The organism is Mesorhizobium sp. WSM4312, from assembly GCF_002294875.1.
In the GTDB taxonomy this organism is placed as follows: Bacteria; Pseudomonadota; Alphaproteobacteria; order Rhizobiales; family Rhizobiaceae; genus Mesorhizobium.
In genome coordinates, this window is the sequence record NZ_NSFU01000019.1 from 40,848 (window position 1) to 64,862 (window position 24,015).

Genomic DNA, 24,015 nt, shown 5'->3' on the forward strand with positions numbered 1-24,015 from the left:
TCAGGTCTCCCGGAATTCGGTTCGTGCCAGGCCGTTGTCGAGATTGATCGTGGTGCGCAGCCGCATGCGCTCCGGTGTCGGGGCCATGATCAGCACCGCGTCGATCTCGATCTTGAGGCCGACGGTCTTGTCTCCGAGCGTGACGTTGACGGTCGTGGCGCTCTCCTTCAGGCGCGGCTCGAAGGTGGCAAGCACCGCGCGGATTTCGCGCGCCAGCGCATCGCGGTCGAAATCCCGCGAAGAGCGGCCGGAAAAGGACGGCACGCCATAATTGACCACGCTGCGGCGCACCTCGGGAAAGTCGGCGAGCGACGGCAGTTCGTCCAGGGGCTGTTCGTGTTCGGCATCGGAGAGCATCGGTACGGATTCGAAGCGCTCGGTGTTGAACAGGGCCTCGATGTCGCGCCGCACGGCTTCTTTCAGCACGCGTGCCGAAACCACCACACCGCGGCTTTCGATCTCGGCGCGATGTTCGGCCTGGAAGACCAGCCGGTGCAGGCGCCGCCTCTGCTCTGGCGTCAGTTCGGCTTCGGTATCGATGCCGCGTGCGCTGCCGGCAAGAAGAGCCTCGACGCGCTCGGCGCCGAGTTCTTCATCCAGAAGGCGGCGCAGCCCGTCGATCTCCGACGCCACACCAGGCAAGTCGTTGACGAGGCGGTCCCAGAGCGAAGGCTGGACCGCCTCGCGCTTTGCCCGCGAACTGCCGGCAAACTGCGGCTTCGCGCCAGGCCGCTTGGCCTCACTTGCCGACATAGACGTCCATTTCGATCTCGTCGTCCTTGTCGTAGACGAACTTGATCTTCTTGTAGGCGAAGCTGACTTCTTCCTCGATAAGATCGGCCTCGTCCGTGGCCTGCCGCATATCGTACTCCATGACCGAGGCGTCGGTGAGCGTCACGACCAGATAGTCGCTGGTCTCGCCGTCAATGGTGCGGCGTGCCGAGAACACCACCTCGTCGAGCGCCTTGTTCTCGAACAGCGCCTTCTTCAGATATGGCGACGACTTGTCGTAGTGCTTGATGAATTTGATCATTCCCATCGACACACGGCCGCGTCGCGAAAGCGAATTCGGGTCGTAGGGCGCTATCATCTTGTAATCGACGCCATGCACTTCGATCTCGTCTTCATGGCCGTCGCGCTTGCTCGGGCCCTTGATGTCCGGAACTTTCAAAAAACCATCGATCTTCATTGAAGGACCCTCGCTTCTCTCTGTGGTCGGCATTGTCTTTCTCCACCGCTTTTCAAACGAAACAAGATGACTTCGCTGCGACTTCAGCCCTTCACTGACGGCAGTTCCGATACCAGCCGGAGAGAGGCGTTGATGCCTTCCAGCTGGTAGTGCGGACGCAGATAGAAACGGGCATTGTAGTAACCGGGCCGGCCTTCGACACTGTCGACTTGAACCTCGGCAGCGGCAAGCGGACGCTTGGCCCGTGCCTTGTCGTCGGCGAAGGCCGGATTGGCCAGCACGTACCGGTTGATCCATTCGGTCAACCAGATCTCCATATCGGTGCGTTCCTTGAACGATCCGATCTTGTCGCGCGCGATCGCCTTGAGGTAATGCGCGAAACGCGACACCGGGAACAGGTAGGGCAGGTTGGCGCTCAGCCTTTCGTTCGACTGGGCGTCGGGGTCGACGAGGCGCCCGGCGCGTGTCTCGTCATCCTGGAGCGAGTGCGCGCCGATGAAGGCTGCGAGATCGGTGTTCTTGCGGTGCAGGATCGGCATCAGGCCAAGCTTCGCCAATTCCGCCTCGCGCCGGTCGTCGATGGCGACCTCGGTCGGGCATTTCATTGCGATCGAACCGTCGTCCGTCGGGAAGGCGTGCACCGGCAGGTTGAGCACCGTGCCGCCATTCTCGACGCCGCGGATCTGCGTTCCCCAGCCATAGAGCTTGTGGCTGCGGTTGATGTTGACGCCCATCGGGAAGGCGGCGTTCATCCAGACATATTTGTTGTGGTCGCCGCCCACCTCCTCCTCGAAGGTGAAGCCCTTCACCGGAACGGTTTCCGAGCCGTAGGGCAGGCGTGCCAGCACGCGCGGCATGGTAAGCCCGATATAGCGGGCGTCCTCGCTCTCGCGCAGTGACTGCCATGAGGCATAGGACGGGTTGTTCACGATCATCTGCAGGTCTTGCGGGTTCGGCAGTTCCTGCCAGCTGTCCATGCGGAACAGCCGCGGCGACGCGGCCGCGATGAATGGCGTGTGCGCCGAGGCACAGACACCCGAGATGTTGCGCAGCAGGCCGACGTCGCGCGGATGGTTGGAGAACTCGTAGGCGCCGATGATGCAGCCGATCGGCTCGCCGCCCAGCATCGAATACTCGTCCGTGTAGACTTTCTTGAAGATCGGGCTCTGGTCCCACATCTGGCCTTCATAGTCTTCCAGCGTGTCGGCCAACTGCTCCTTGGAGATGTTCATCACCCGGATCTTCAGCTTGGTGTCCGTCTCGGTGTTGTTGATGAGGTACCAAAGGCCTCGCCAGGTGCCTTCCATCTCCCGCACTTCCGGGGCATGCAGGATCTCGTTGACCTGCGTCGTCAGCATCTTGTCGATTCCCGCGATCAGCGACTTGATCGACCTGATCGCGTTGGACGAGATGGTCGTCGTCTCGGAACGGGACTGAGCGGCCAGCGCCAGGTTGCGCACCAACTGCTGCAGTTTCTCGCTGTCGTCCTTCTTGACCTTGAAATCCTTTTCAAGGAGGCCGCTGAATTCGCCAAGATCGATGGCTTCGGCCTCGGCGGTAGCGGCTGCGGTCTTTTGCTGTTCGGCCATGACTTACTCCTCGCCCTTGCCGTCAGAAATCGCCTGGCCGGCGATCTTGCTCAGCAGCGGCTCGTTGTTCAGAAGCTGCGCGATGCGCTTTTCGGCGTCGACACGGCCATCCATGAAGCCCAGCAGTTCCTCGAGTTGACGCCGCATCTTGAGGATCTCAGCCAGTTGCGGCACCTGCTCGGCGATCTTGTCCGGCGCGAAATCACCCATTTTGGAAAAGGTGAGATCGATCGCCAGTTCCTCGTCCCGCTCGGCGCCTTCGGCTTGCGGCAACGTGTTCTTCACACGCGCCTTCACGCGCGGTCCCATCGCTTCCATGAATTTGGGGAAGCGATTGGCGTCGGTTTCGACGAAATTGCGGTCCAGAACCGACTTCGACGCTTCCTTGGTCTGCGAGGCGCCGGAAAGGTCGGCCATGACAGCCATGACGAACGGCAACTCGATCGTCGTGGGGCTGCCGTAGGTTTCGACGTCGTAGGCGATCTGCACACGCGGGGCGCGGTTTCTTTCGATGACCTTGGCTTTGCTCTCTGCTGGCATGCTGGTTACCTTTCATCCTTCTGGGCCGGCTTCTTGGGATCGGCGACACCGGCAAGCAGCCGGAATTCCTTCAGCCCCGACGGGGCGAGATCTTCCATCAGTTCCACGAAATCCATGTGCACCATCCTGCGCACGCGCCGGGCGAGGTGCGGGATAGGGCTGGACGGTTCGGTGCGGTCGTAGAAGGCGACCACGAGATCGAGGCATTTGACGACGTCGTCGCGCGAGTTGATCCGGTCAGGCAGGCCGGCGCTGGCGTCCACGGAGCTTGCCACACTTGCCATCGTTTCGGCTCCATGACCGTTTTGGGTGGGCGTCGATGCCGGTTGGGCCGGCTGCGGGGCAGGCTTTGCCGCACCGTTGGCCATGGCGCCGGCGCTGGAATTCCGCTCCAGCGTCGTCAGCAGGCGCTGCAGGAACTTCTTCAGATCCGGAACGGCCGCGCCATTGCCGTCGATGCGGGCATTGAGCGCGGTATCCACAGCCTCCAGCGCCGAAATCGCGGCGCGCGCATCGGCCAAAAGTGTCGTGACAGTGTCCGCGGCCTGATCGATCTGCGCCGCGCATCCTGTGCGCACCCGGTTCAGCAGCTGGTTGTGGGCGGCCGTCAGCGCTGCCTTTTCGGCGGTTCCGAGGCCCGAGGCAGCTTCCTGGAGCATGACGCGCTCGTCGAGCGCTGCCTGTTCCAGGTCTCGCCCGCTGATCGGCCCGATGGCGCGCGGTGAGAAGAAGACGGTGTGCCTAAGGTTCGCCAGCAGGCCTTCCTGACCGTTCTGGAGGTCAAGCAGCGCATTGATGCGTCGCAGCGCCGCGTCGCGGGGCGTGGCACCAGTCCGCAAAGCCGGATGCATCGTATCCCAGTACTGGTCGAAAGTCCTTGCGATCAGGGTCAGCCCCTGGGCGAGGCCGGCGAGCTTCTCTTCATTGGCCAGCGCGCGCGTGACGATGACCAGAAGGCGCAAATCCCGGCCGCGCGACTGCAATTCTTCCGATTTTTCGAGGACGGCCGCCCAGTCGACGGAGCTGGTTGACTGCGAAGCCTTGTTGCCACCGTCGTGGACGACCTTGAGCTGGGCTTCCGTGAGCCGCTCCAGCTCATGAAAAGCCGGGTCGTTGCGTAAATCCTCTCCCGACGGGTTCGCACCGTCCAGAGGATTCAGCCAGAGTGCGAGATCAATCACACCTACCCCCAGCAAAGGCCCTGTGACCCATGTGACGCAACGTTATCATCGGTCCCATGCCACGACAATTGAGCACTTCCTCAAAAACTAACAGAAGCTGAATTCTCCAGTAATCTTTCAACCAAACCCATTGTGCGATCGGCGGGCCGGGCATGCGAAATGGCTCGCATGCCCGGCCCGCAATCCGGGTTTGTTGCAGGAGTTTGCAGGGCTTGTGTAACCACGAGGTGCCGCCCGAACCGGGTCGGAAGGCCTCGTTCGTCACACGGCTTTGTCAAGCGGCCGCTTCTATGGCAGGGTACGGTCAGCAGATTTCGGGGGCAGGTTCAATGGAACAGCGCCGATCGTCGCAGAGTTTCAAGCGCAAGGAACTGGTTGCAAAGCTCAATCCCACGGGGGTGCGCGCCTTCAAGGCCGCCGCGGACACGGCGAAGATGCGAGGCAACCCCTATGTCGAGCTCGTTCATTTCGTCCAGCAACTGGTGCTGTCCGAGCGCTCGGATGTGCAGATGATCGTCGCCGATGCCGGGCTGGATGTCAGCCGGCTGACCGCCGATATGACCCGCGCCATCGACAAGCTGCCCTACGGCGCGACCTCGGTGGAGGAATTCTCCGATCACATCTTCCACGCCATACAGGAAGGCTGGAGCCTGGCCACACTGGAATTCGGTGTCGAGGAGGTGCGCAGCGCGCATATTCTTCTCGCCTGTCTGAGGACACCGGCGCTGGAAGGGCTGGTTTCGAAAATCAGCGCCGAATTCGACAAGATCGATGCGGAGGGGGTCATTGCCCGCTTTGGCGACGTCACCGAGGGCTCGCTCGAAGCCGGCTCACCTCCTGCCGCGGCGGCCGCCGAAACGCCGATGAGACGCGGCCCTGGCGGGGATTCGGCGCTCGCCAAATACGCCACCGACTTGACCCAGCGTGCTCGCGACGGCAAGATCGATCCGGTCGTCGGCCGCGATCCCGAAATCCGTCAGATTGTCGATATCCTGATGCGGCGCCGGCAAAACAACCCGATCCTGACCGGCGAGGCGGGTGTCGGCAAGACGGCGGTCGTCGAGGGCTTTGCCTTGCGCATCGCCCAGGGCGACGTGCCGCCGACGCTTCAGAATGTCAGCGTACGCATGCTCGATGTCGGGCTGATGCAGGCCGGCGCCAGCGTCAAGGGTGAGTTCGAAAAGCGGCTGAAGGCCGTCATAGACGAGGTCCAGGCCTCAGAGACGCCGATCATCCTCTTCATCGACGAGGCACACACGCTGATCGGCGCCGGCGGCGCGGCGGGAACCGGCGATGCGGCCAATCTCCTCAAGCCCGCGCTCGCGCGCGGCGAGCTTCGCACCATCGCCGCCACGACGTGGGCCGAATACAAGCAGCATATCGAGAAGGATCCGGCGCTGACCCGCCGGTTCCAGGTGGTCAAGATCGAAGAACCTTCCGAAACGGTGGCCGTGCTGATGTTGCGCGGTGTCGCCGGCGTTCTCGAGCAGCACCACAAGGTGCAGATCCTCGACGAGGCGATCGAGGCCTCGGTTTCGCTTTCGCACCGCTACATTCCGGCCAGGCAGCTGCCCGACAAAGCGGTCAGCCTCCTCGACACAGCCTGCGCCCGCGTTGCCGTTTCGCAGCACGCTACGCCGGCGGAGGTCGAGGACATTCTGCGCCGCCGCCAGGCGCTCGAGGTCGAGGAAGGCATCATCGGCCGCGAGGCGGCGATCGGCATCGAAGTGGCCGACAGACAGGCTCGCGTGGAGGCCGGGTTGGCGGAAACCGAGACCATGCTTGCGGCAGCGCAAGCGCGTTGGGATCGGGAAAAGGCGCTTGTCGCCGAGATTCTCGACCTGCGCGCCAAACTCCGAGGCGAGGGCGTGCCGCTTGACGCGGTGGAGGGCGGGGAAGCCGCTCCGGGCGAGGCCGTCAATGCGCCAGCCGCCGAGGCGCATGAAAGCAAGGCAGCTGAGGCCAAAACGCCGAAACCCGAGACGGCCGAACCCAAGGGCTCGAAGGCCAAGTCTCCGAAAACAAAGGCGGCAAAGATGGAGGCCGCTGCCGCGCACGAGCTCGTTGCCGTGCCGGATTCCACTGCCGATCTGGCACGACTGCGCGAATTGATGGCGGAACTTGCCGAGGCGCAGGGCGAGACCCCGCTGATCCTGCCGTCGGTCGATCGCAATGCGGTGGCTGCCGTCGTCCAGGACTGGACCGGCATCCCGACGGGACGGATGCTGTCCAGCCAGACCGAGAAGGCGCTCAAGCTCGCCGCCACTTTGTCCGAGCGCGTTGTCGGTCAGGACCATGCGATGGAGATGATCGCGAGGCGCGTGCAGACCAGCCGCGCCGGCCTCGGCGCGCCGGAGAAGCCGGTCGGCGTGTTCCTGCTTTGCGGCCCCTCCGGCGTCGGCAAGACCGAGACAGCCCTGGCGCTGGCCGAAACGCTCTATGGCGGCGAGCAGAACCTGATTTCGATCAACATGTCCGAATTCCAGGAGGCGCACACGGTCTCGACGCTGAAGGGCGCGCCGCCCGGTTATGTCGGCTATGGCAAGGGCGGCATCCTGACCGAAGCCGTGCGGCGCAAGCCCTATTCGGTGATCCTGCTCGACGAGGTCGAGAAGGCGCATCCGGACGTACACGAGATCTTCTTCCAGGTCTTCGACAAGGGCATGATGGACGACAGCGAAGGCCGCCGGATCGACTTCAAGAACACGCTGATCCTGCTCACCTCGAATGTCGGCTCCGAGGTGATCATGGACCGCACGAAGAACGGCACCTTGCGCACCGGCATGGACGACCTGGACACCGCCTTGCGCGGCCCGCTGCTGAAAGTGTTTCCGGCCGCTTTCCTCGGCCGCGTGGTGACAATCCCTTACTATCCGCTCTCGGACGCGATGATCGAGGCGATCACCAGGCACCAGTTCGGCAAGATCGCGCGGCGCCTCAAGGCAACCAACGATGCCGAGCTGGTGATCGGCGACGGTGTCATGGACATGGTCAAGGCGCGCTGCACCGAGATCGAATCCGGCGGACGCATGATCGACGCCATCCTCACCAACACGCTGCTGCCGGAACTCAGCCGCGGCGTGCTCAATCGCTCGCTCGAGGGCAAGAAGATGACAAAAGTCACCGTCGGTGCCTCGTCGGAAGGATTTACCTACTCTTTCGAATAGATCTTCGACGTTCGTTCCCTGGCGCCGACCAAAGCGCATTCCTATGACCGCTCAGGCCAATCATTGGCGCACCGGCCCTCGTGAAAGGCACTCGCGCTAGGCTGAAGCACCTGCGCATTTCCCGGAGCGTTTCACCGTTTCATGGCGATGGCGAACCGCTCTAACTCTTTGTTTTGACGCAATTCCCAAGGGAAAGCGCTATGCGCTTTTCCCGGGAAAACCGCTCACCCTTTTCCTGGAATGCTCTAGATCACTGTTTCTCCTCCATCGACAACCAGGATCTGACCCGTCATGTACGAGGACCGGTCGGACACCAGAAACAGTACTGCCTCCGCGATCTCCTCGACGGTTGCCCAACGGCCAAGCGGGACCCTTTCGCGGATGTAGGCTTCGATGGCTTCCCGGCCTCCCATCTGGGCGATGAAAGGAGCATTGAAGGGCGTGTCCACCCAACCCGGACAAAGCGCGTTGACGCGAATGCCGAAGCGGCCATAGTCGCCGGCCATCTGCCTGGTCATCGCGATCACCGCGTGCTTGGTCGTCGTATAGGCGATCATCTCGCGGTCGTAGAGCACGCCGGAGCTCGACGACGTGTTGAGGATGACGCCGCGGCCTGCCTTCTTCATGAATGGCATGACGACGCGGGCACCGAGGAAGTGAGCCCGCACATTGAGCGTCCAGGAGGTGTCGAAGCCTTTCACGCTGACACCGAGCACGTCGCCTTCGACCTGTACGCCGGCATGATTGTGCAGGATGTCGATCCTGCCCTGAGCGTGGATGAAATCGTGAAAACCGGCTTCAAGCGCCTGATCGTCGGTCAGGTCGAACACAAGCGCCTTTGCCCGGCCACCGACGGCAAGAATCTGTTCGACCGTCGCGTTGGCGCCGTCGGCGCTACGATCCGCCACGCCGACCACCGCACCCTCGCGCGCGATGATCAGCGCCGCCGCCCTGCCGATGCCGGATCCCGCGCCGGTGACGATCGCGGTCCTGTCCTTCAGGATCATGCTTCCCCCTTTCTCGCCGGTCGGTAATCCTGCATCATCGATCGCGCGAGCCTCGCCCGATCAACCCTTGAGGACAAGACAGGCATGTACGACTTCGGCCCCTTCGAGTTCGAGTCGAAGCAGGATTTTTTCGACAAGGCAATGCGTTTCTGGAACCCCGATAAGACCAGGTTCTGGCAGAAGGCCGGGATCGATCTAGTGATCGGCAGGCGAGAGGGCTATTTCCTCTACGACATGACGGGGCGGCGCCTGATCGACCTGCACCTCAATGGCGGCACCTACAATCTCGGTCACCGCAATCCGGAGCTGGTCGAGACGCTGAAGAGCGCGCTCGACTATTTCGACATCGGCAACCACTGGTTCCCTTCCGTGGCGCGAACGGCGCTGGCGGAATCCCTCGTCAATGTCTCGCCGGGAATGAAATACGCGATCTTCGCGCCGGGCGGCGCGGAGGCGGTGGACATCGCCATCAAGAGCGCCCGCTATGCCACCAAGCGGCGCAAGATCGTGTCGATCATCAAGGGCTATCACGGGCATTCGGGGCTCGCCGTGGCGACCGGCGACGATCGCTTCACCAAGATCTTTCTCTCCGACCAGCCGGAGACGTTCATCCAGGTTCCCTTCAACGATATCGACGCCATGGAACGGGTGCTCAAGGGCGAAGACGTCGCGGCGCTGATCATGGAGACAATCCCCGCCACTTACGGCTTCCCGATGCCGAAGGATGGCTATCTCACCGCCTGCAAGGCGCTGTGCGAAACGCATGGCGCGATGTACATCGCCGACGAGGTCCAGACTGGCCTGATGCGCACCGGCAGCATGTGGGGCTGGCAGGCCTACGGCGTCCAGCCGGACATCATGGTGACGGCAAAGGGCCTGTCCGGCGGCCTCTATCCGATCAGCGCGGCGCTGGTGAACGACAGAGCCGGCGGCTGGCTCAACGAGGATGGGGCAGCCCACATTTCGACGACCGGCGGGGCCGAACTCGGCTGTGTCGTCGGCCACAAGGTCATCGAGATGCTGCAGCGGCCCGAACTGGTGGCCAATGTCGGCACAGTAACCGAGTTCATGGCGCAGGCCATGCGCGAGATGCAGGTTCGTCACGGCGATATCTTCACCGGGGTACGCCAGAAAGGCGTGATCCTCGGGCTGGAATTCAGCAATCATCCGGAAGGCGCCGTCTTCGTGTCGCGTGCGCTCTACGAGCAGGGCGTCTGGGCGATCTTCTCGTCGCTCGACAAGCGGGTGCTGCAATGGAAGCCCGGCGTTCTTCTGGACCGCGAGACCTGCCGGGACATCATGGATCGCTTCGATGCGGCAATGCCGCGCGCGCGGGCGTTGCTGCATCAGGCAGGCAAGGCGAGTTGACATGGTCCAACCCTCGTTGAAATTGTCAGGCGTCCAGTGCGAACGGCCGGCTGGGCTTGCCGGGATCGCGCGGGTTCCGGCATGGGGCAGGTGTGCTGGGATAGGGCAGGATGGACAGTGATGGATTTCGACGCGCTCACCCACGACCAGCAACTCGGGATCCTGCAGGAAACGGCGGAAGCGGCCACCGCCAACTACGATCTGCCGGCGGACGTTTCCGTCGAGATGATCAATCTGTCGGAGAACGCGACCTACAAGATTGCGGCCCGCGACGGCCGGCGCTGGGCGCTCCGCATCCATCGCGACGGCTACCATTCAACGACGGCCATTCAATCTGAACTGGCCTGGCTGACCGATCTGCGCCAGACCGGGATCGTCCCGACGCCCGTGCCGGTGGCGGGGAAGGACGGTGAGCAAATCCAGCGTGTCGGCCATGCCAGATTGGCGCAACCACGCAATGTCGTGCTGTCGCAATGGGAGACCGGTTCGGAGCCGGGCATAGGCGAGGCGCTTGGCGAACCTTTCGAACTGCTGGGCGAGGTGACGGCCCGCATGCACATCCACACCCGGCAGTGGAAGCGCCCTTCCTGGTTCAGCCGCCCTGTGTGGGATTTCGAAACAAGCCTCGGCGAGGAGAGGCCGCATTGGGGACGCTGGCGTGACGGCATCGGCGTCGATGCCGCGAAAGCCAGGCTTTTTGGCCGCACCGCGGAGCTGATCGGCCGCCGGCTCGCCGCCTTCGGCAAGGGCCATGACCGCTTCGGCCTCATCCATTGCGATCTGCGGCTCGCCAACCTTCTGATCGACGGCAAGACGGTGAAGGTCATCGACTTCGACGACTGCGGCTTCGGCTGGTACATGTACGACGCGGCGACGCCCATCTCTTTCTACGAGCACGAGCCACAGGCAGCCGATCTCATCCGGTCATGGACGACCGGCTATCGCCGTGTGCTTGACCTGCCCAGGGCGGACGAAGACGAGATCCAGACCTTCGTGATGCTGCGCCGTCTGCTCTTGGTCGCGTGGATCGGCTCGCACGCCGAGACAGACCTCGCCAAGTCGATGGGCCTTCCCTATACCGAGGGAACGGTCGGACTGTGCGAGGCCTATCTGAGCAAGTTTTGAACCACCCTATGCCAGTGCCTCCAGGCTCTCCGGCAGGATCTGGCCGCCATCGACAATGATTGTCTGTCCCGTCACGTAGCCGGCTTCCTTCGACGCAAAGTAGAGCGCGGCGTAGCCGATGTCCTCCACGCTTCCGAGCCGCTTGAGGGGGATCGAGGCGGCCATGGTCTTCTGGTAGTCCCCGCCCAGGCCGACAAGGCCCTCGGTCACGATGTTGCCGGGCATGACGGCGTTGACGGTGATGCCGTATCTCGCCAGTTCGATGCAGGCCGTTCGCATGAAGCCGAGCTGTCCCGCCTTGGTGGCGCCGTAGTGCGACCAGCCGGGAAAACCGGTGATCGGGCCGGTGATCGACGACGTCAGCACGATGCGGCCCTGGTCGGATGCCTTGAGATAGGGAACCGCCGCCTTGACAGCGTGGAAGGTGCCCTTGAGGTTGGTGTCGACAACCTCGTCCCATTGCTGTGAGGTCATGTCCTCGAGCCGTGCCTGCGGGAAGATGCCGGCATTGGCGCACAAAACGTCAATACTGCCGTTTCTCGCGGCTGCCGCGGCAAGCGCGCTCTCGATGCTGGCGAGCGAGGTAACGTCGCCAACCATGCCAAAGGCGCCATGGCCGATCTCGGCGGCCGCGGCTTCGGCCTGATCGACATGGCGCGCAATGATGGCGACCTTGGCGCCCGACAGCGCGAACACCCGCGCTATGCCCTTGCCGATGCCTTTCGACCCGCCGGTAACGACGACGGACCGACCCCTCAGAGACTGGGTCATGACTTGAAGCTCCAAAATGAGACGGGGACAGAGTGATGCTCCGTCCCCGTTGACGCTGGAAATCCAGGGCGAGGAATGCCCTAGCCCTCGTTCACCATGTGACCGATGTTCTCATACGCCTTGGGGTTGGCCGACTTCAGCACGAAGCCCCAGATCAGGCCGACGATAAGGATCGCAAGCCCGACATAGGGGATGCTCCTGGCAAAGCCATTGGTGCCGCCCAGAGTCGCCAGATTGGCGACCAGCGTGTAGACGAGGACCAACTGCACAACGAGCGAGATCAACGGCGCAATGACAGTCGTCAGCATGCTGCCGCCGCCGTTCTTCTTGAACCACATGTAGATGGCCAGCGAGACAACCGCCTGCAGCACCAAAAGCAGTCCGGTGCCAAGCACGGCAAACAGCGTATAGACGCCAAGCCAGGCCTGTCCCGACGGATCGTCGAAGCCGTAGGCCAGACCGTAGAGCAGCACCCATACCGCCGCCAGCACCGACTGCAGCGCCGAGGCCTTGTGCGGGCTCTTGTGGTGGTCATGCGTCTCGGCGATCGCCTGCGGCAGGACGCCTTCGCGCGCCAGCGAATACAGATAGCGGGAAGCGGTGTTGTGGAAAGCCATGCCGCAGGCGAAGGAACTGGTCAGGATGAGCAGCGACATCAACTGGTAGCCCCAGCCACCGACAAAACTCTGAATGGGTGTCAGGAAGAAGTTCACGCCGTCGGAGAAGGCCTTGGCTACCATGTCGGCCTCGGTCGGATAGGCCGCCACCGCGCACCAGCTGACGAAGGTGTAGAACAGGCCAAGGCCGATGACCGAAATCAGCAGCGATTGCGGAATGATGCGCTTCGGATCGCGGGATTCCTCGGCATAGTTCGGCGCCATCTCGAAGCCGACCCACGACCAGAACGCCATGAAGATGCCGACCGCCGCCGCGCCCGCCGGTATGGCCACGGTTCCGACTGTCTGCTCGGCGACAGGCGTGAACACCTTGAACACATTGAGCGAATCGCCGGAAAAATTCGTCCCGCCATGGGCAAAGATCACGCCCAGCGAAAAGATCACCAGCATGATCACTTCCAGAATGAGGGCTATGCCGAGCAGCCGTGCCGACACTTTCACATCGCGGTAGGCGAGGGCCGCGATGACCACGATCATGGCGAGCGCGAGCACGATCCACGGCACGTTGATGCCGAAATGCTGCGAAAGCCACAGATTGCCGAAAAAGGCGAACAGCCCGGTGAGGGAAGCCTCGAACAGCGAGTAGCATGCGAGCGAGCCGATGCCCGCCGACATGCCGACCTCGCGGCCGAGCCCCTGGCTGATGAAGGAGTAGAAGCCGCCGACGGACGATACGCGCGATGCCATCGCGGCATAGCCGATCGAGAAGATGGTCAGCACGATCGTCGCCATCAGGAAGGCGGCAGGGGTATATTTGCCGATGCCGTAGCCCGCCGCGAACGGGACATTGCCCAGCATCGCCGACATTGGCGCCGCGCCGGTGACGGCCAGGAAGAGCACTCCGGCGAGCCCAACGGCCTTCGAGTGCAAAAGGTTGATGCTGTTACTCTTCGAGACGTCGATCGTCCCGCGTGCAGTTTCTATGGCCATGAAGCCCTCTCCATTCGTGACAGCTGTATGCAGTTCCCCGCACAGGGCGGCCGATGTGTCCCGGCCTGCTCGTGCCGCCATGACAGTACGGACGCAGCGTCACTTTGCCAAGGCCATGATTTTGCATAGCTCGCCGCTCGACATCACGTGGCAATAGATCATGTTGATGATTTCGAGCTCCTTGCGGTGAAGCTCCTCGGTCGCCGCCGCGCAGCAATCCTCGAGAACGATGACGGCATAGCTCTCATCCGCCAGGCTTCGCACCGTCGAGGACACGCATTGGTCCGTGAAGATACCGCAGCAGATGACATTCCGGATGCCGAGATTGTGAAGGATCAGGCGCAGATTCGTTCCCGTCAGGGCGGAATCGGTGGTCTTGGTCACCACGATCTCGTCACCGGCCGGCTGAAGCTCGGCAACCAGTTGCGACGGTGCGTCGTTCTTCGGCAGCAGCAAATTGTTCCAGCCCGGCATTTTCTGAGAGAGCGAGCGATCACGCCCGTCCTTGGTGTGGCAGGCGATGCGGGCAAAAAGGCATTCGATGCCGTTTTGCCGTGCCAGCGCCAGCAGTCTTGCCGTGTTCGGTATGACCGTGCCGTGCATGCGCTCGTGGAACGGCGTCCACAGATCGTAGCGGTGCTGTTCCTGCGGCGAAAGCGATGCGCGATCCGGCCGTTCCAGGTAGGTGTTCTGAACGTCGATGACCAGGATGGCGGTTTGCGCCGGCACCAGAACCGGATCATCCGGCTCGGGCGCGCCGAGATAGTAGAGCGAACGGAATCCGGTTTTCCAGCTCATGCGGTCCTTTCAGAAGCGGAACGTGAAGAGGCCTCGCGCCGCGTAGGTCTCGGCGGCTTCCTCGATGAAACGGGCGATGCGTTCGGCCTGGTAGGTATCGCGCATCGTGGCGGCGGCCTGGAGCAATTCTTCCTTGGCTTTGGCGCGGCCGGGGCGCAGCAGTTCATAGACCTGCATGATGAAATCCTGCGGCACCTCGACAAGCTCCGCCCCACGCTCGAAGTTGAGTGCCAGTGTCGGCCGTCCGACATCGCGCGCCACATCGGCCTGTGCCTGCAGCGCTTGCGGGGTGATGCGAAGGTCTTCCATCGTCACGTCGCCCGCGAGCACCGAATCCAGCGTTATCTCGGCAAGCGATTTGCCGCGCTTGCCCGTCACGGCGCCGGGCTGTGTTTCGGCGAGCGGATAGTCGGCGCGCGTGTGGGTCACGATTTCACCCCCGTCAGGGTGACGTCGACCTCTTCGGGAGCCGCGCCGGCCTCGGTCAGCCCGGTTTCGATGGCGTAGATGAGGGCGACGCGGGCGTGGTAGCGAGACCCCATGGCCTCGCCCCGCTGCGGCACGACGACGGGCTCCGGCATTTCGCCCAGCGCATAGGCCGCCGCATTGGCACCCAGCGCGCGATAGTGCTCGAGCCTGGTGATCGGCGCATTGGAAAACAGTTCCAGATTGTTGTGCGGCTGGCGATCGCGCTGGTGGATGACGGCCGTGCCCTTGGCCTGGATGCCGATGCCGATGCCGCTGCCGGCCATCCGGGCGGCGGACAGGCCGAGGAAGGAGGTATCGGCCGTATGGCGAAAGCGGACGACGCGCGCCTTGAGCCCGCGTGCCTGGATCGCATCCAGCATGGCGCCGAGCACTTCGGAGAGCCGATGTCCGGCCGTCGTCCGGTAAAGCTTCAGCCCGAAGGCCGGGCTGATGCCGATGACCACATCGTCCTTCGCCGATCCGTTGGCCGCCGGCCCAAGGTTGCGATAGCGGATGTGCCTTGCCTCGTCCTTCTCGTGCAGGGCTTCCGAGCGCAGCACCTCCTTCTGGTCCAGCACATCGCGGATGTCATTGAGCTGCAGGCGCCGTTCTTCAGACACGCGGTAGCCGGAACCGGGGCCGAGATAGTCGTTTGGATCGTTGACCGCACTGACGATCCGCCCATTGCGGATCATCGCCGATGTCTGGAGATAGTCACCGGAAAGGCGCAGCTTGACCACGTCGAGGAGGTTCTCCGCCTCTTCGCGGAATCCACCCTTGGCCAGCGCTTTGACGACGTCGATCACGGTGATGCCGCGCTCCTTGATGGCTTCGCTGATAAAGCTGACGTCGCGCGGCATCAGGCTGCGCGTATCGTCGGAACCGGACGCGTAGACCACGCTGCTCTTCATGTCCTCGGTCGGTGAGGAAAGGTCGAGTTCCTCGAACACGGCGGCGATCGCTTCCACCGCCCTCTCGCGCAGCTCGATCGCGCGCGACTCGGGCAGCGGCGTCAATCCGCCATCGGCCTCGAAATCGCGCTGCAGCACAAGATAATCTTCCAGTTCCTCGCCGTTGATCAGCGACGGGTTGAACGAATTGTCGTATTTCAGGATCGATCCCATGCCGGAGCAGATCAGATCCGAGCCGGCAATCAGGTAGGGAAGGATCTTGGCGCCGACGCGAATTTCCGATTCGGTCGAGCGCGCGTCATTGCCCGAGGCGCATTCGAGATCGAGCCAGACGGCGATGAGGTTCTCGGCCATCAGCTCGCGAACGCCGCCGGGTATGGTGGCGGTCAAAGGCGCTCCGTCGATACCGCCGTTTTGCGTGCCTTGCACACCCATGCCGCGCTGCAGGCAGAGGCAGCGCGCTTCCAGGTAGAGCAGCGATTTGGCTTCATGGAAGCCCATCAGCAACTCGGAGCCGGCACCCGACGTACAGCGCATCTTGACGCCGCGCGAGGCGTAGGCGGCGGCCAGGAATGCCTTGGACCACGGCGTGTCGTCGCCATCGGTGAACGACTTTTCAGTGCCGTAGACGGAAACGGTTTCGGCGTAGGAGGTAAAGCCGGCCATGGCGATGCGCAGCTCTTCGGCTTCCTCGCTGGAGCATTGGAACAGCGTTCCCCAGCGGCCGACCGCGCCGCCTACCGCGCATGCCACTGCGTTGGACCAGGCGTTGCGCGACACGCGCATCGTTGTCTCGATCTCGTCGAAGCCGAAGGCGACGGCGGTCGCGGCATCGGCGGCGAGCTGCAGCGGATCGTCCTTGGCGTTGGTGACGTGCGCCTGGTTGCCCGGCGTCTTGCGGGCCCGCATCTTCGAGTAGGCGAAGGCGATCTCCAGCGCGTTGAGCTGCGACACCACTTCGGCGAGTTTGGCGGGTGTCATGCCATGGGCGAGCCGCACCAGCGTTTCGCGCGGCACGTTCATGTCGACCAGCCAGCGTGCGACGGTCGCCGAATCCAGCGACATCGCTTCCGGTGCCACCTCCGGATCGATGTGATGGCGGGCGATGAAGCGGTCGATCATGTCGTAGTCGTGTTCGAGCACCCCATCGAGGGATACGACGCGCCCGTCCCTGATGCCGATGCCGGGTTGGGGATCGGCCGGACTGGAGAAAGCGGAGAAGCCGTTGGCGGGGTCTTCCGCCGCAAACTTGTCCAGCCGCAACGGCCGCTCGTCCCAGTCTGCGAAGCGCTTCCAGCGGTTCAGTTTCGGCGTCATGCGTGCGATCCTCGACCCAGCCGAAAGACTAGTGAAAGCTTACCCGCCACACAATGACCCTGGATCGACCGCCGGCCAAGGGGGCGCACGCCGCAGGCTCAAAATACCCGAAGCTGCTCGCCATCCTGTCGATCTTCGCAGCAGAGGCGCTCGAAATCCACCGACGGCAGAGGCTGCCGGTGCCACAGGTCATACGGCATTTATTTCGTTTTGCTGGAGCATGGCGCGACGTGTTTCGGCATCGAATTCGGCCGCCAAAGATCAGGTTTGGCCGGGCACGTCTGAAGCCGCACGTCTCACCGGCCCGACCGCTCCGCTGCGGTGAGCAACGAGGTAAACATGTGCGCGTAGTTCTCCGCCTGCACGCCCCAATCCCACTCCCGGATCGTCTCGATCATGCGGGCGGCCATCCGCGACCGGAGCGATGGCGTGTCCCGCAACAGGGCGAGCTTGTTCGCAAGCCCTTCCGCGGTTCCATCGAAGAACAGCCCGTTGTCGCCATCCCGGATCAGCTCGGGCATGTTTCCCACACGGGTCGTCACCACGGGGACACCGCACGCCGCCGCCTCCAGGCAAGGATTGGGTGTGCCTTCGCTGCGACTGGCGCAGACATAAACGTCGAGATCCCGGTAGAAGTCGAGCATTTCGTCATGGTTGCGCCAGTGCTGCTCCCGAATCGCAGTCTGCAGTCGCACGCCCGGCACGGCAGCGACCGCGGGCTCGATGACGTCGTGGAAGCCGCGATGTGCCGGACCATGGTTGCCGAGACTTCCCGCCCATCCGACGCGGAGCTCGCCAGAATAGGGTTGCGGCTCTGGCCGGGGGCAAAAGAATGTCGTGTCGACTCCATTGGGCGTGTAGTGGACCGGAATACGCAGTAGAGGAGCGTATTCGCGCTCGAGCTGCCGATTGTTGACGAAGACGGCGCGCGCCAACCGCTGCAGGATAGCGAGCCCGGGCTCGCGGAATTCGCCCTCCATCTCCCTGTGGCTGCAGATCCCGATGAGCAGCCTGTCAGAGCGCCGGGCGAGGACCGATTCCGGCAGAGGCAGCTTCGCGATCTGGAACCAATAGAAGATGAGCACGACATCCGCGGCGTTCACGTCGGACTCAGTCACATCATGCTGAAATCGTTCGACGATCTCGAACTTCCTTGCCAGCACGCGCCGGAGATTCTGGGTCTTTCTATCGATCGCCCAGCCGGGTCGGTCCGCGATCGCCAGGATGCGGGGGAGGTGTCCATCGCTCACGAGGCGTACCGCTCAAGCCAATGCGCCAACCATGGATTGGCCTCGTCCAGATCATCGTCCGTCGCGGTGGTGCGCACCTGGGTAGTGTCCGGCAGTTGGATATCGCCTGGTCGCAAGCGGGGTCGCCATCCGTGCCAACCACGACCATTGACCTCCTCGCTCAGGAACCGGCGGCCACCATACTTGCGCGCGGCGTGCTCCGCGCTCAGGAACAGATAATGCTTCATGCGAAAACGCTCGGGGGAGAGCCTCACCGGCTCCACGAAGCGCACGCGATGGCCCCCTGACCACGCAATCTCCATGGGGCCGTCCTGTTTCTTGTACGCACGGACGCAGTGTGGGGAGAACGGCCGGAACGGGTAGTAGGTGCGCAGCGTGTCTTGATAATTGGGATTGTCGTGGTCGGGGGCTTCCCTGGTGGGAATGAACGTGAACTCGGAAGACTCGATCGCATTGAAGCCAAGTGCGTCGGCTGCCGCAATGGCGGAGACCAACGATGAGTACGAAGTCGGCGGAAGATGGATCTCGTCAGCGTCAAGATGCATGAACCAGTCAGCCTCGAGCGACTGAAATAGTTCCTCTTTGCGACGAAGAAGCTGTTCCCAGCAATACCAGCCGTTGTGCGGGATGCTTTCGAATCCTATCAACCCTGCCCCGCGGTAGCGCTGGGCAATCTCCAGCGTTCGGTCCGTCGACTGATTGTCGCAAATGTAGACCTGTACGCCTTGACGAAAGAGATTCTCGAGACATCCGGCGACGAACCGTTCCTCGTTGCGTGTTGTAAGGACTGCGACGACTCGCGGGGATTTCCGATCACGCGCGGCATGCGCAATGTTGGTGTTGAGTTCGACCAAGTTCCTCAATCCTTCGTTGTGTGCTTCCGGATGCTGGCCGGTCAACTGGCGCAATTACTGAACTTGGCCGAAATGACAAGTCTAAAGACTCAGACCCGCCATGCCAACGCGCCGTCACCCTAAGTGCAACCGCTCACAGCGGTTCCCGTCGCGATCGCGAGTCTCGGCAATATGCGTATTCGGAAAACAGGCCAGACGGCCGCTTGTGGCGTCGTTTCCGTGAAACGGTGAATTGCTCTAGCGACCCCAGATGACGGCATTCTCGTGCCGTTTTATGATGTGCTTCAGATTCTCGAAGGCGGTCGTGACGTGGCCGGCGAAGCGCTCCGCCGCCGGAGAGCGCGGCCCGCCAACACGGCGCAGGATGCCCAGTGAGCGGCTAGGCTGCGGGATTTCGTAGGGGAGCACCGTCACCCGGTTCTCCTTGCGCTGCGCGAAGACCACGGAAAATGGCAGCACGGCCAGTGCATCTGTTTCGGCGAGGAAGTTGATCACGCTCATCAGCGAGCCGCCCGAATAGCGCACGTTGAGGTCCGACATGCCGATGCTCATCAGGATCATCTGCAGGTCCGACATCAGCGGAGAGCCGGGCAGGGGCGCCACCCAGGGAAAGCTGGTCAGGTCATGCGCCCTGAGGCGGCGATTGCGCAGCAGCGGATGGTCTGGCCGGCAAGCCACGACATTGCGTCCGGGCAGGATCTCGGTGAATTCGAAGCCGGGTCCGAGGTCGAGCACGCCGATCGGCACGATCCCGAGGTCGATCTGGTTGCTCTCCAGCGCCGCGACCATCTCGGGCAGGTTCATATAGCTTTGCTGGACGGTGACCTCAGGCTCGAGCTTCTGGAATTCGCCGATCATCCGGCTGATCATGGCATCCATGAAGAAAGGCACGCCGCCGACGCGGACGACACCCTTGGTGCCTTTCATGAAGCCTTGCACCGCATCCGACGCCTTGCGCGAGGCCGTGATGATCGTGCGCCCTTGCGCCGCCAGCTGGAAACCGAGCGGTGTCGGCTGCAGCGGCCGGCGGCCCTTGAGGAAGAGGGGCTCGCCGACCCGCGCCTCCAGCATGGCCAGCGATCGGCTGACCGCGGGCTGGGTCAGGCCCAGCATGGCGGCTCCTTCCGACACGCCGCCTGCATCCAGCACCGCGGCGAGCTGCATCAGGTGGCGCTCGTTCAGCTTCATAGCAAAATGCTATACAAGGGGCGCGACATCTCATCAAGCATCGCGTCGGGCCGTGTTATCCCGTTTGGCAAGGGGAAGGGAGGCCCCGGCGAAATGGACGGCCAGCACGACCCCCAGAGGGATGAATTTCCCAAGGCGATCTCGACGCAGGCCGAAGAATTCGCGCGGCGCCTGGCGGCGATGGGCCAGTCCCGCCTGGTGGCGGCGGCGCAGGCGGCCGTGGATGGGTTGCACGCGCTGATAGTGGAGTTGCGGCCTTCCGGCGAGGAATTCCGGCTGGCGATCGATTTCCTGACCGAGGTAGGCCATTACGCCGATGCGCGGCGCCAGGAATGGGTGCTGTTCGCCGATGTGCTGGGCGTGTCCTCGCTGATCGAGGATCAAAACAGCCCGCGCCCCGCCGGGGCGACCCCCAACACCCTGGCCGGACCTTTCTACCGGGCCGATGTGCCGGAAATGCCGCTCGGCGGGAACATTTCGCGCGACCACAAGGGCGAGCCGCTGGAGGTTACAGGGCGGATCGTGGCGCTCGGCGGCGCGGGGATCGGCGATGCTATGGTCGAGATCTGGCAGGCCAATGCCGAGGGCCTGTACGAGAACCAGGAACCGGACAGACAACCGGAATTCAACCTGCGCGGACGCTTCCGTGCCGATCCGCAGGGGCGGTTCCGCTTCATGACGGTCAAGCCGAAGGGCTACACGCTGCCGGCGGACGGCCCTGTCGGTCAATTGATGTCCGCGCTCGGTCTTGGCCTCGAGCGGCCGGCACACATCCATTTTCGCGTTTCGGCACAGGGCTTCGAAACGCTGACGACCCACATCTTCGACCGGTCGGACCCCGCGATCGGCCGGGATGCCATTTTCGGGGTCAAACCCGAACTCATGGCCGAGTTCCGCGCGCTGCCGCCCCATGGAGGAAAGCGGAAGCACGCACTCGACCTCAATCTCGTGCTCTGCCCGCAGCGGCCGGGCGAAACCGAAACCTCTGGGAGGAGATGACCGATGGCCCGTGTCAGCGGCTACCACCATCTGACGCTGTCGACTGATGGCGCTCAGGAAGATTTTGATTTCTATACCAAGGCACTCGGCCTGCATTCGGTGAAGCGCACCGTCCTGTTCGACGGCGTCATCCCGGTCTATCACCTCTATTACGGCTCGCCCGACGGCGATGCTTCGACGATCATCACCACTTTCCCGTTCCGCAAGCCGGGCGTCTATGGCCGCCGCGGCACCAACCAGTCGCGCACCATCATGCAATCCATCCCCAAGGGGGCGGCGGATTTCTGGGTGGACCGGCTGAACGCGCGCGGCATCAAGGCCACCAAGATCACACGCTTTGGCGCCGACCGCGTGGCTTTGGCGCATCCCTGCGGCATCCCGCATGAGCTGGTGGAAAGCGACAGCGATCCGCGCACGCCCATCACCAACGAGGCGCAGGGCATCGGCAAGGCCCACGGCATCAAGGGCATCTACGGCGCCGTCGTGGCGGTGATGGATCGCACCGCGATGGACGATTTCCTGACCGTCGCATTGCCGCTGGAGAAGGAGGCGGACAATCACGAGGGACTGGTGTTCCGCGTGCCGGACGCGACCGGCGTCAATCAGCGGGTCGAGGTGATCGTCGATCGCGACAGCGCGCAAGGCACCTGGACGCTGGCGGGCGGGACGATCCACCACCTCGCCCTCAACACGGGCGACGAAGAGAACCAGTTGAAGTTGCGCGCTCATATCGAGGGCCTCGGCTTCACCGATATCTCGGAGCAGAAGGACCGCAATTACTTCAAGTCCTGCTATGTCCGCTCGCCCGGCGGCGCGCTGTTCGAACTCGCCTGGACCACGCCGGAAGGCTGGGCCAAGGACGAACCCCCGGGCCAGATCGGCAAGACGCTGGTCTTCCCACCATGGTTCAAGGACCGCGAGAGCGAATTGCAGGCCGGTCTGGAACAGGCGGATTTCGCGTGAGTTCAGGCAGCGGTCCACTCCGGCTCGGGCCAAAGGGCGCGCAAGCGAAGGCGATCTGCGTCTTCGTTCACGGCCGCGGCCAATCGCCGGAGGAGATGCAGTCGCATGTGCTGTCGCGGCTTTCCGCGCCTGCCGTGGCATTCATCCTGCCGCGCGCGCCGCTCGGCACATGGTGGGAGGCGCGCGCCGTCGACCCGTTGACGCCGGTCGCCCGCGCGCACCTTTCCGACGCGCTCGACCATTTGGCGGCCGCTGTGGTGGCGGCGCGGGCGGAATTGCCCGGACTGCCGCTGCTTCTGGCGGGCTTCTCGCAAGGAGCATGCCTGTCGATCGAATATCTCTGCGCCGGGCTGCCGCCGCCGGACGCGCTTGCCGCCTTCACGGGCTGCCGCGTCGGTGTGCCGGCGGACGGGCGCTCCGAAGCCGTGCCGGCCGGCGTGCCGGTCTATCTTTCCGGTAGCGATTCCGATCCCTGGATTCCGGTCTCGGCCTTCGCCGATACGGCGCAGTCGCTAGGCCGCAGTGGCGCGAGCCTGCGGGCCGATCTGTTCCCCGGCCGGGGCCACGAGGTTTCGGATGCCGAGATTGCGATGCTGGGCACCATCATCGCCGACCTGGAGGCCGGCCGGGGTGCGCGCATGGGAGCGGCGCGATGATGGACAGTTTCACCTTTCCCGGGCTCACGACGCGGGTGATCTTCGGTGCCGGCACGATGGCCCGCGCCGAGGAGGAGGTGCGGCGGCTCGGCCATGACAAGGCGCTGGTGCTGTCGACGCCACATCAGAAGGCCGATGCGGACAAGCTGGCTCAAAGCCTTGGCGGCCTCGCCGCCGGGGTCTTTGCCGGCGCGGTCATGCATACCCCCGTCGAGGTCACGGAAAATGCCGTCGACGCCTTCCGCGCCAGCGGCGCCACGGCGGTGGTCAGCCTCGGCGGCGGCTCGACCACAGGGCTCGGCAAGGCCATCGCCGTGCGCACCGGCGCCGATCAGGTGGTGATCCCGACCACCTATGCCGGCTCGGAAATGACCGACATCCTCGGCGAGACGGCGGCCGGCGAAAAGACCACACGCCGCTCGCCGGACATCCGTCCCGAGACGGTGATCTACGACGTCGATCTGACACTGAGCCTCCCGGTTGGTCTCACCGTCACTTCGGCGATGAATGCGATCGCCCACGCCATGGAGGCCTTCTACGCCCCCGACCGCAACCCGGTGATCGTGCTGATGTGCAGGGATGCCATGGCTGCGTTCCGGGACGGCATTCCGCGGCTGATCGACAATCCGCAGGACCGCGCGGCGCGGACGCAGGCGCTGTACGCGGCCTGGTGCTGCTCGACCGCGCTCGGCTATGTCTCGATGGCGCTGCATCACAAGCTGGCGCATGTCTTCGGCGGCTCGTTCGACACGCCGCATGCCGAAACCCACGCCATCCTGCTGCCCTACACGACCACCTTCAACGAAGCGGCGGTGCCAGATCTGCTGCGGCCGATGGCCGAAGCCTTCGGTGGTGGCTCGGCGGGCGGCGGGCTCTGGGATTTCGCACGCTCCGTCGGCTCTCCGCTGAGCCTGAAGGAGATCGGCATCAGGCAAGCCGATCTCGACCGCGCGGCGGCGATCGCGGTGAGGAACGCCTATGCGAATCCGAGGCCAATCGACTTGGGGTCGATAAGGGAACTCCTCCAGGCGGCGTTTGAGGGACGCCGTCCAGGGGGCTGACAAGAG

21 protein-coding genes are annotated in these 24,015 nt (G+C 63.6%); 7 read left to right on the forward strand and 14 right to left on the reverse strand.

The window, feature by feature from the left end; all coding sequences use genetic code 11:
• The 5 genes from tssE to tssA all read right to left on the reverse strand — a co-directional run bounded on the left by tssE (position 1) and on the right by tssA (position 4,499).
• Positions 1–753 (reverse strand): type VI secretion system baseplate subunit TssE, encoded by a 753-nt coding sequence (gene tssE / locus CK228_RS27440; protein WP_095775014.1) that lies wholly within the window; start codon positions 751–753, stop codon positions 1–3.
• Positions 740–1,189 carry an Hcp family type VI secretion system effector gene (locus CK228_RS27445; protein WP_162034372.1) on the reverse strand — a complete coding sequence of 150 codons (450 nt, stop codon included), beginning with the start codon at positions 1,187–1,189 and terminating at the stop codon, positions 740–742. Before CK228_RS27445 ends, tssE begins: the two co-directional genes overlap by 14 nt.
• A gap of 83 nt (positions 1,190–1,272) precedes the next feature.
• Complete coding sequence (gene tssC / locus CK228_RS27450) at positions 1,273–2,778, reverse strand: type VI secretion system contractile sheath large subunit (RefSeq protein ID WP_095789835.1); 1,506 nt, start codon at positions 2,776–2,778, stop codon at positions 1,273–1,275.
• Positions 2,779–2,781: 3 nt separating this feature from the next.
• A complete protein-coding gene (tssB, locus tag CK228_RS27455) occupies positions 2,782–3,318 on the reverse strand; it encodes a type VI secretion system contractile sheath small subunit (RefSeq protein ID WP_019859789.1) in 537 nt (178 codons plus the stop codon).
• Positions 3,319–3,323: 5 nt separating this feature from the next.
• The gene (gene tssA / locus CK228_RS27460) at positions 3,324–4,499 is read right to left on the reverse strand and encodes a type VI secretion system protein TssA (protein WP_095789836.1); all 1,176 of its coding nucleotides are present in this window, start codon (positions 4,497–4,499) and stop codon (positions 3,324–3,326) included.
• Between the two features lie 329 nt (positions 4,500–4,828).
• Here tssA and tssH point away from each other — a divergent pair, with 329 nt between their 5' ends.
• Positions 4,829–7,666 carry a type VI secretion system ATPase TssH gene (gene tssH / locus CK228_RS27465; protein WP_095789837.1) on the forward strand — a complete coding sequence of 946 codons (2,838 nt, stop codon included), beginning with the start codon at positions 4,829–4,831 and terminating at the stop codon, positions 7,664–7,666.
• Positions 7,667–7,911: 245 nt separating this feature from the next.
• On the opposite strand, the gene CK228_RS27470 is transcribed toward tssH, so the two are convergent.
• Entirely contained in the window at positions 7,912–8,673 is a 762-nt protein-coding gene (locus CK228_RS27470; RefSeq protein WP_095789838.1) for an SDR family oxidoreductase, read from the reverse strand.
• Positions 8,674–8,757: 84 nt separating this feature from the next.
• On the opposite strand from CK228_RS27470, the gene CK228_RS27475 reads away from it, so the two are divergent.
• Both CK228_RS27475 and CK228_RS27480 read left to right on the forward strand, forming a co-directional pair.
• Positions 8,758–10,041: an aspartate aminotransferase family protein gene (locus tag CK228_RS27475; protein ID WP_095789839.1), complete on the forward strand. Its 1,284-nt coding sequence runs from the start codon at positions 8,758–8,760 to the stop codon at positions 10,039–10,041.
• Positions 10,042–10,161: 120 nt separating this feature from the next.
• Complete coding sequence (locus CK228_RS27480) at positions 10,162–11,166, forward strand: phosphotransferase enzyme family protein (RefSeq protein WP_245438129.1); 1,005 nt, start codon at positions 10,162–10,164, stop codon at positions 11,164–11,166.
• Positions 11,167–11,172: 6 nt separating this feature from the next.
• Here the strand turns inward: CK228_RS27480 and fabG are convergent, their stop codons facing one another.
• From fabG to CK228_RS27520, 8 genes are all read right to left on the reverse strand, one after another.
• Complete coding sequence (gene fabG, locus CK228_RS27485; protein WP_095789841.1) at positions 11,173–11,937, reverse strand: 3-oxoacyl-ACP reductase FabG; 765 nt, start codon at positions 11,935–11,937, stop codon at positions 11,173–11,175.
• An 80-nt stretch (positions 11,938–12,017) separates the two neighbouring features.
• A complete protein-coding gene (locus tag CK228_RS27490) occupies positions 12,018–13,544 on the reverse strand; it encodes an APC family permease (RefSeq protein ID WP_095775006.1) in 1,527 nt (508 codons plus the stop codon).
• 99 nt (positions 13,545–13,643) lie between these two features.
• Positions 13,644–14,342: a cysteine hydrolase family protein gene (locus CK228_RS27495; protein ID WP_095789842.1), complete on the reverse strand. Its 699-nt coding sequence runs from the start codon at positions 14,340–14,342 to the stop codon at positions 13,644–13,646.
• Between the two features lie 9 nt (positions 14,343–14,351).
• Positions 14,352–14,771, reverse strand: coding sequence for a diol dehydratase small subunit (locus CK228_RS27500; RefSeq protein ID WP_095789843.1), 420 nt, complete (start codon positions 14,769–14,771; stop codon positions 14,352–14,354).
• The gene (locus CK228_RS27505) at positions 14,768–17,038 is read right to left on the reverse strand and encodes a propanediol/glycerol family dehydratase large subunit (RefSeq protein ID WP_095789844.1); all 2,271 of its coding nucleotides are present in this window, start codon (positions 17,036–17,038) and stop codon (positions 14,768–14,770) included. The genes CK228_RS27500 and CK228_RS27505 overlap by 4 nt, the downstream gene beginning before the upstream one ends.
• Before the next feature lie 296 nt (positions 17,039–17,334).
• The gene (locus CK228_RS27510; RefSeq protein WP_095789845.1) at positions 17,335–18,288 is read right to left on the reverse strand and encodes a glycosyltransferase family 4 protein; all 954 of its coding nucleotides are present in this window, start codon (positions 18,286–18,288) and stop codon (positions 17,335–17,337) included.
• The gene (locus CK228_RS27515) at positions 18,285–19,142 is read right to left on the reverse strand and encodes a glycosyltransferase family 2 protein (protein ID WP_245438130.1); all 858 of its coding nucleotides are present in this window, start codon (positions 19,140–19,142) and stop codon (positions 18,285–18,287) included. The genes CK228_RS27510 and CK228_RS27515 overlap by 4 nt, the downstream gene beginning before the upstream one ends.
• 237 nt (positions 19,143–19,379) lie before the next feature.
• Positions 19,380–20,330: a LysR family transcriptional regulator gene (locus tag CK228_RS27520; protein ID WP_019859771.1), complete on the reverse strand. Its 951-nt coding sequence runs from the start codon at positions 20,328–20,330 to the stop codon at positions 19,380–19,382.
• Between the two features lie 93 nt (positions 20,331–20,423).
• Here CK228_RS27520 and CK228_RS27525 point away from each other — a divergent pair, with 93 nt between their 5' ends.
• Genes CK228_RS27525 through CK228_RS27540 form a run of 4 tightly spaced genes read left to right on the forward strand, consistent with a single transcriptional unit; the run spans position 20,424 to position 24,009 of the window.
• Positions 20,424–21,329 (forward strand): dioxygenase, encoded by a 906-nt coding sequence (locus CK228_RS27525; RefSeq protein WP_095789846.1) that lies wholly within the window; start codon positions 20,424–20,426, stop codon positions 21,327–21,329.
• Between the two features lie 3 nt (positions 21,330–21,332).
• Entirely contained in the window at positions 21,333–22,292 is a 960-nt protein-coding gene (locus tag CK228_RS27530; RefSeq protein ID WP_095789847.1) for a VOC family protein, read from the forward strand.
• Complete coding sequence (locus CK228_RS27535; protein WP_095774999.1) at positions 22,289–22,948, forward strand: phospholipase; 660 nt, start codon at positions 22,289–22,291, stop codon at positions 22,946–22,948. Before CK228_RS27530 ends, CK228_RS27535 begins: the two co-directional genes overlap by 4 nt.
• A complete protein-coding gene (locus tag CK228_RS27540; protein WP_245438131.1) occupies positions 22,948–24,009 on the forward strand; it encodes a maleylacetate reductase in 1,062 nt (353 codons plus the stop codon). The genes CK228_RS27535 and CK228_RS27540 overlap by 1 nt, the downstream gene beginning before the upstream one ends.
• The last annotated feature ends 6 nt before the right edge of the window (positions 24,010–24,015 follow it).

Coding starts and splice junctions, on each gene's coding strand:
- tssH (WP_095789837.1), top strand. CDS start 4,829: ATGGAACAGCGCCGATCGTCGCAGAGTTTCAAGCGCAAGGAACTGGTT.
- CK228_RS27540 (WP_245438131.1), top strand. CDS start 22,948: ATGGACAGTTTCACCTTTCCCGGGCTCACGACGCGGGTGATCTTCGGT.
- CK228_RS27525 (WP_095789846.1), top strand. CDS start 20,424: ATGGACGGCCAGCACGACCCCCAGAGGGATGAATTTCCCAAGGCGATC.
- CK228_RS27495 (WP_095789842.1), bottom strand. CDS start 14,342: ATGAGCTGGAAAACCGGATTCCGTTCGCTCTACTATCTCGGCGCGCCC.
- tssE (WP_095775014.1), bottom strand. CDS start 753: ATGTCGGCAAGTGAGGCCAAGCGGCCTGGCGCGAAGCCGCAGTTTGCC.
- fabG (WP_095789841.1), bottom strand. CDS start 11,937: ATGACCCAGTCTCTGAGGGGTCGGTCCGTCGTCGTTACCGGCGGGTCG.
- tssC (WP_095789835.1), bottom strand. CDS start 2,778: ATGGCCGAACAGCAAAAGACCGCAGCCGCTACCGCCGAGGCCGAAGCC.
- CK228_RS27475 (WP_095789839.1), top strand. CDS start 8,758: ATGTACGACTTCGGCCCCTTCGAGTTCGAGTCGAAGCAGGATTTTTTC.
- CK228_RS27520 (WP_019859771.1), bottom strand. CDS start 20,330: ATGAAGCTGAACGAGCGCCACCTGATGCAGCTCGCCGCGGTGCTGGAT.
- CK228_RS27490 (WP_095775006.1), bottom strand. CDS start 13,544: ATGGCCATAGAAACTGCACGCGGGACGATCGACGTCTCGAAGAGTAAC.
- CK228_RS27470 (WP_095789838.1), bottom strand. CDS start 8,673: ATGATCCTGAAGGACAGGACCGCGATCGTCACCGGCGCGGGATCCGGC.
- CK228_RS27480 (WP_245438129.1), top strand. CDS start 10,162: ATGGATTTCGACGCGCTCACCCACGACCAGCAACTCGGGATCCTGCAG.
- tssB (WP_019859789.1), bottom strand. CDS start 3,318: ATGCCAGCAGAGAGCAAAGCCAAGGTCATCGAAAGAAACCGCGCCCCG.
- CK228_RS27530 (WP_095789847.1), top strand. CDS start 21,333: ATGGCCCGTGTCAGCGGCTACCACCATCTGACGCTGTCGACTGATGGC.
- CK228_RS27445 (WP_162034372.1), bottom strand. CDS start 1,189: ATGAAGATCGATGGTTTTTTGAAAGTTCCGGACATCAAGGGCCCGAGC.
- CK228_RS27505 (WP_095789844.1), bottom strand. CDS start 17,038: ATGACGCCGAAACTGAACCGCTGGAAGCGCTTCGCAGACTGGGACGAG.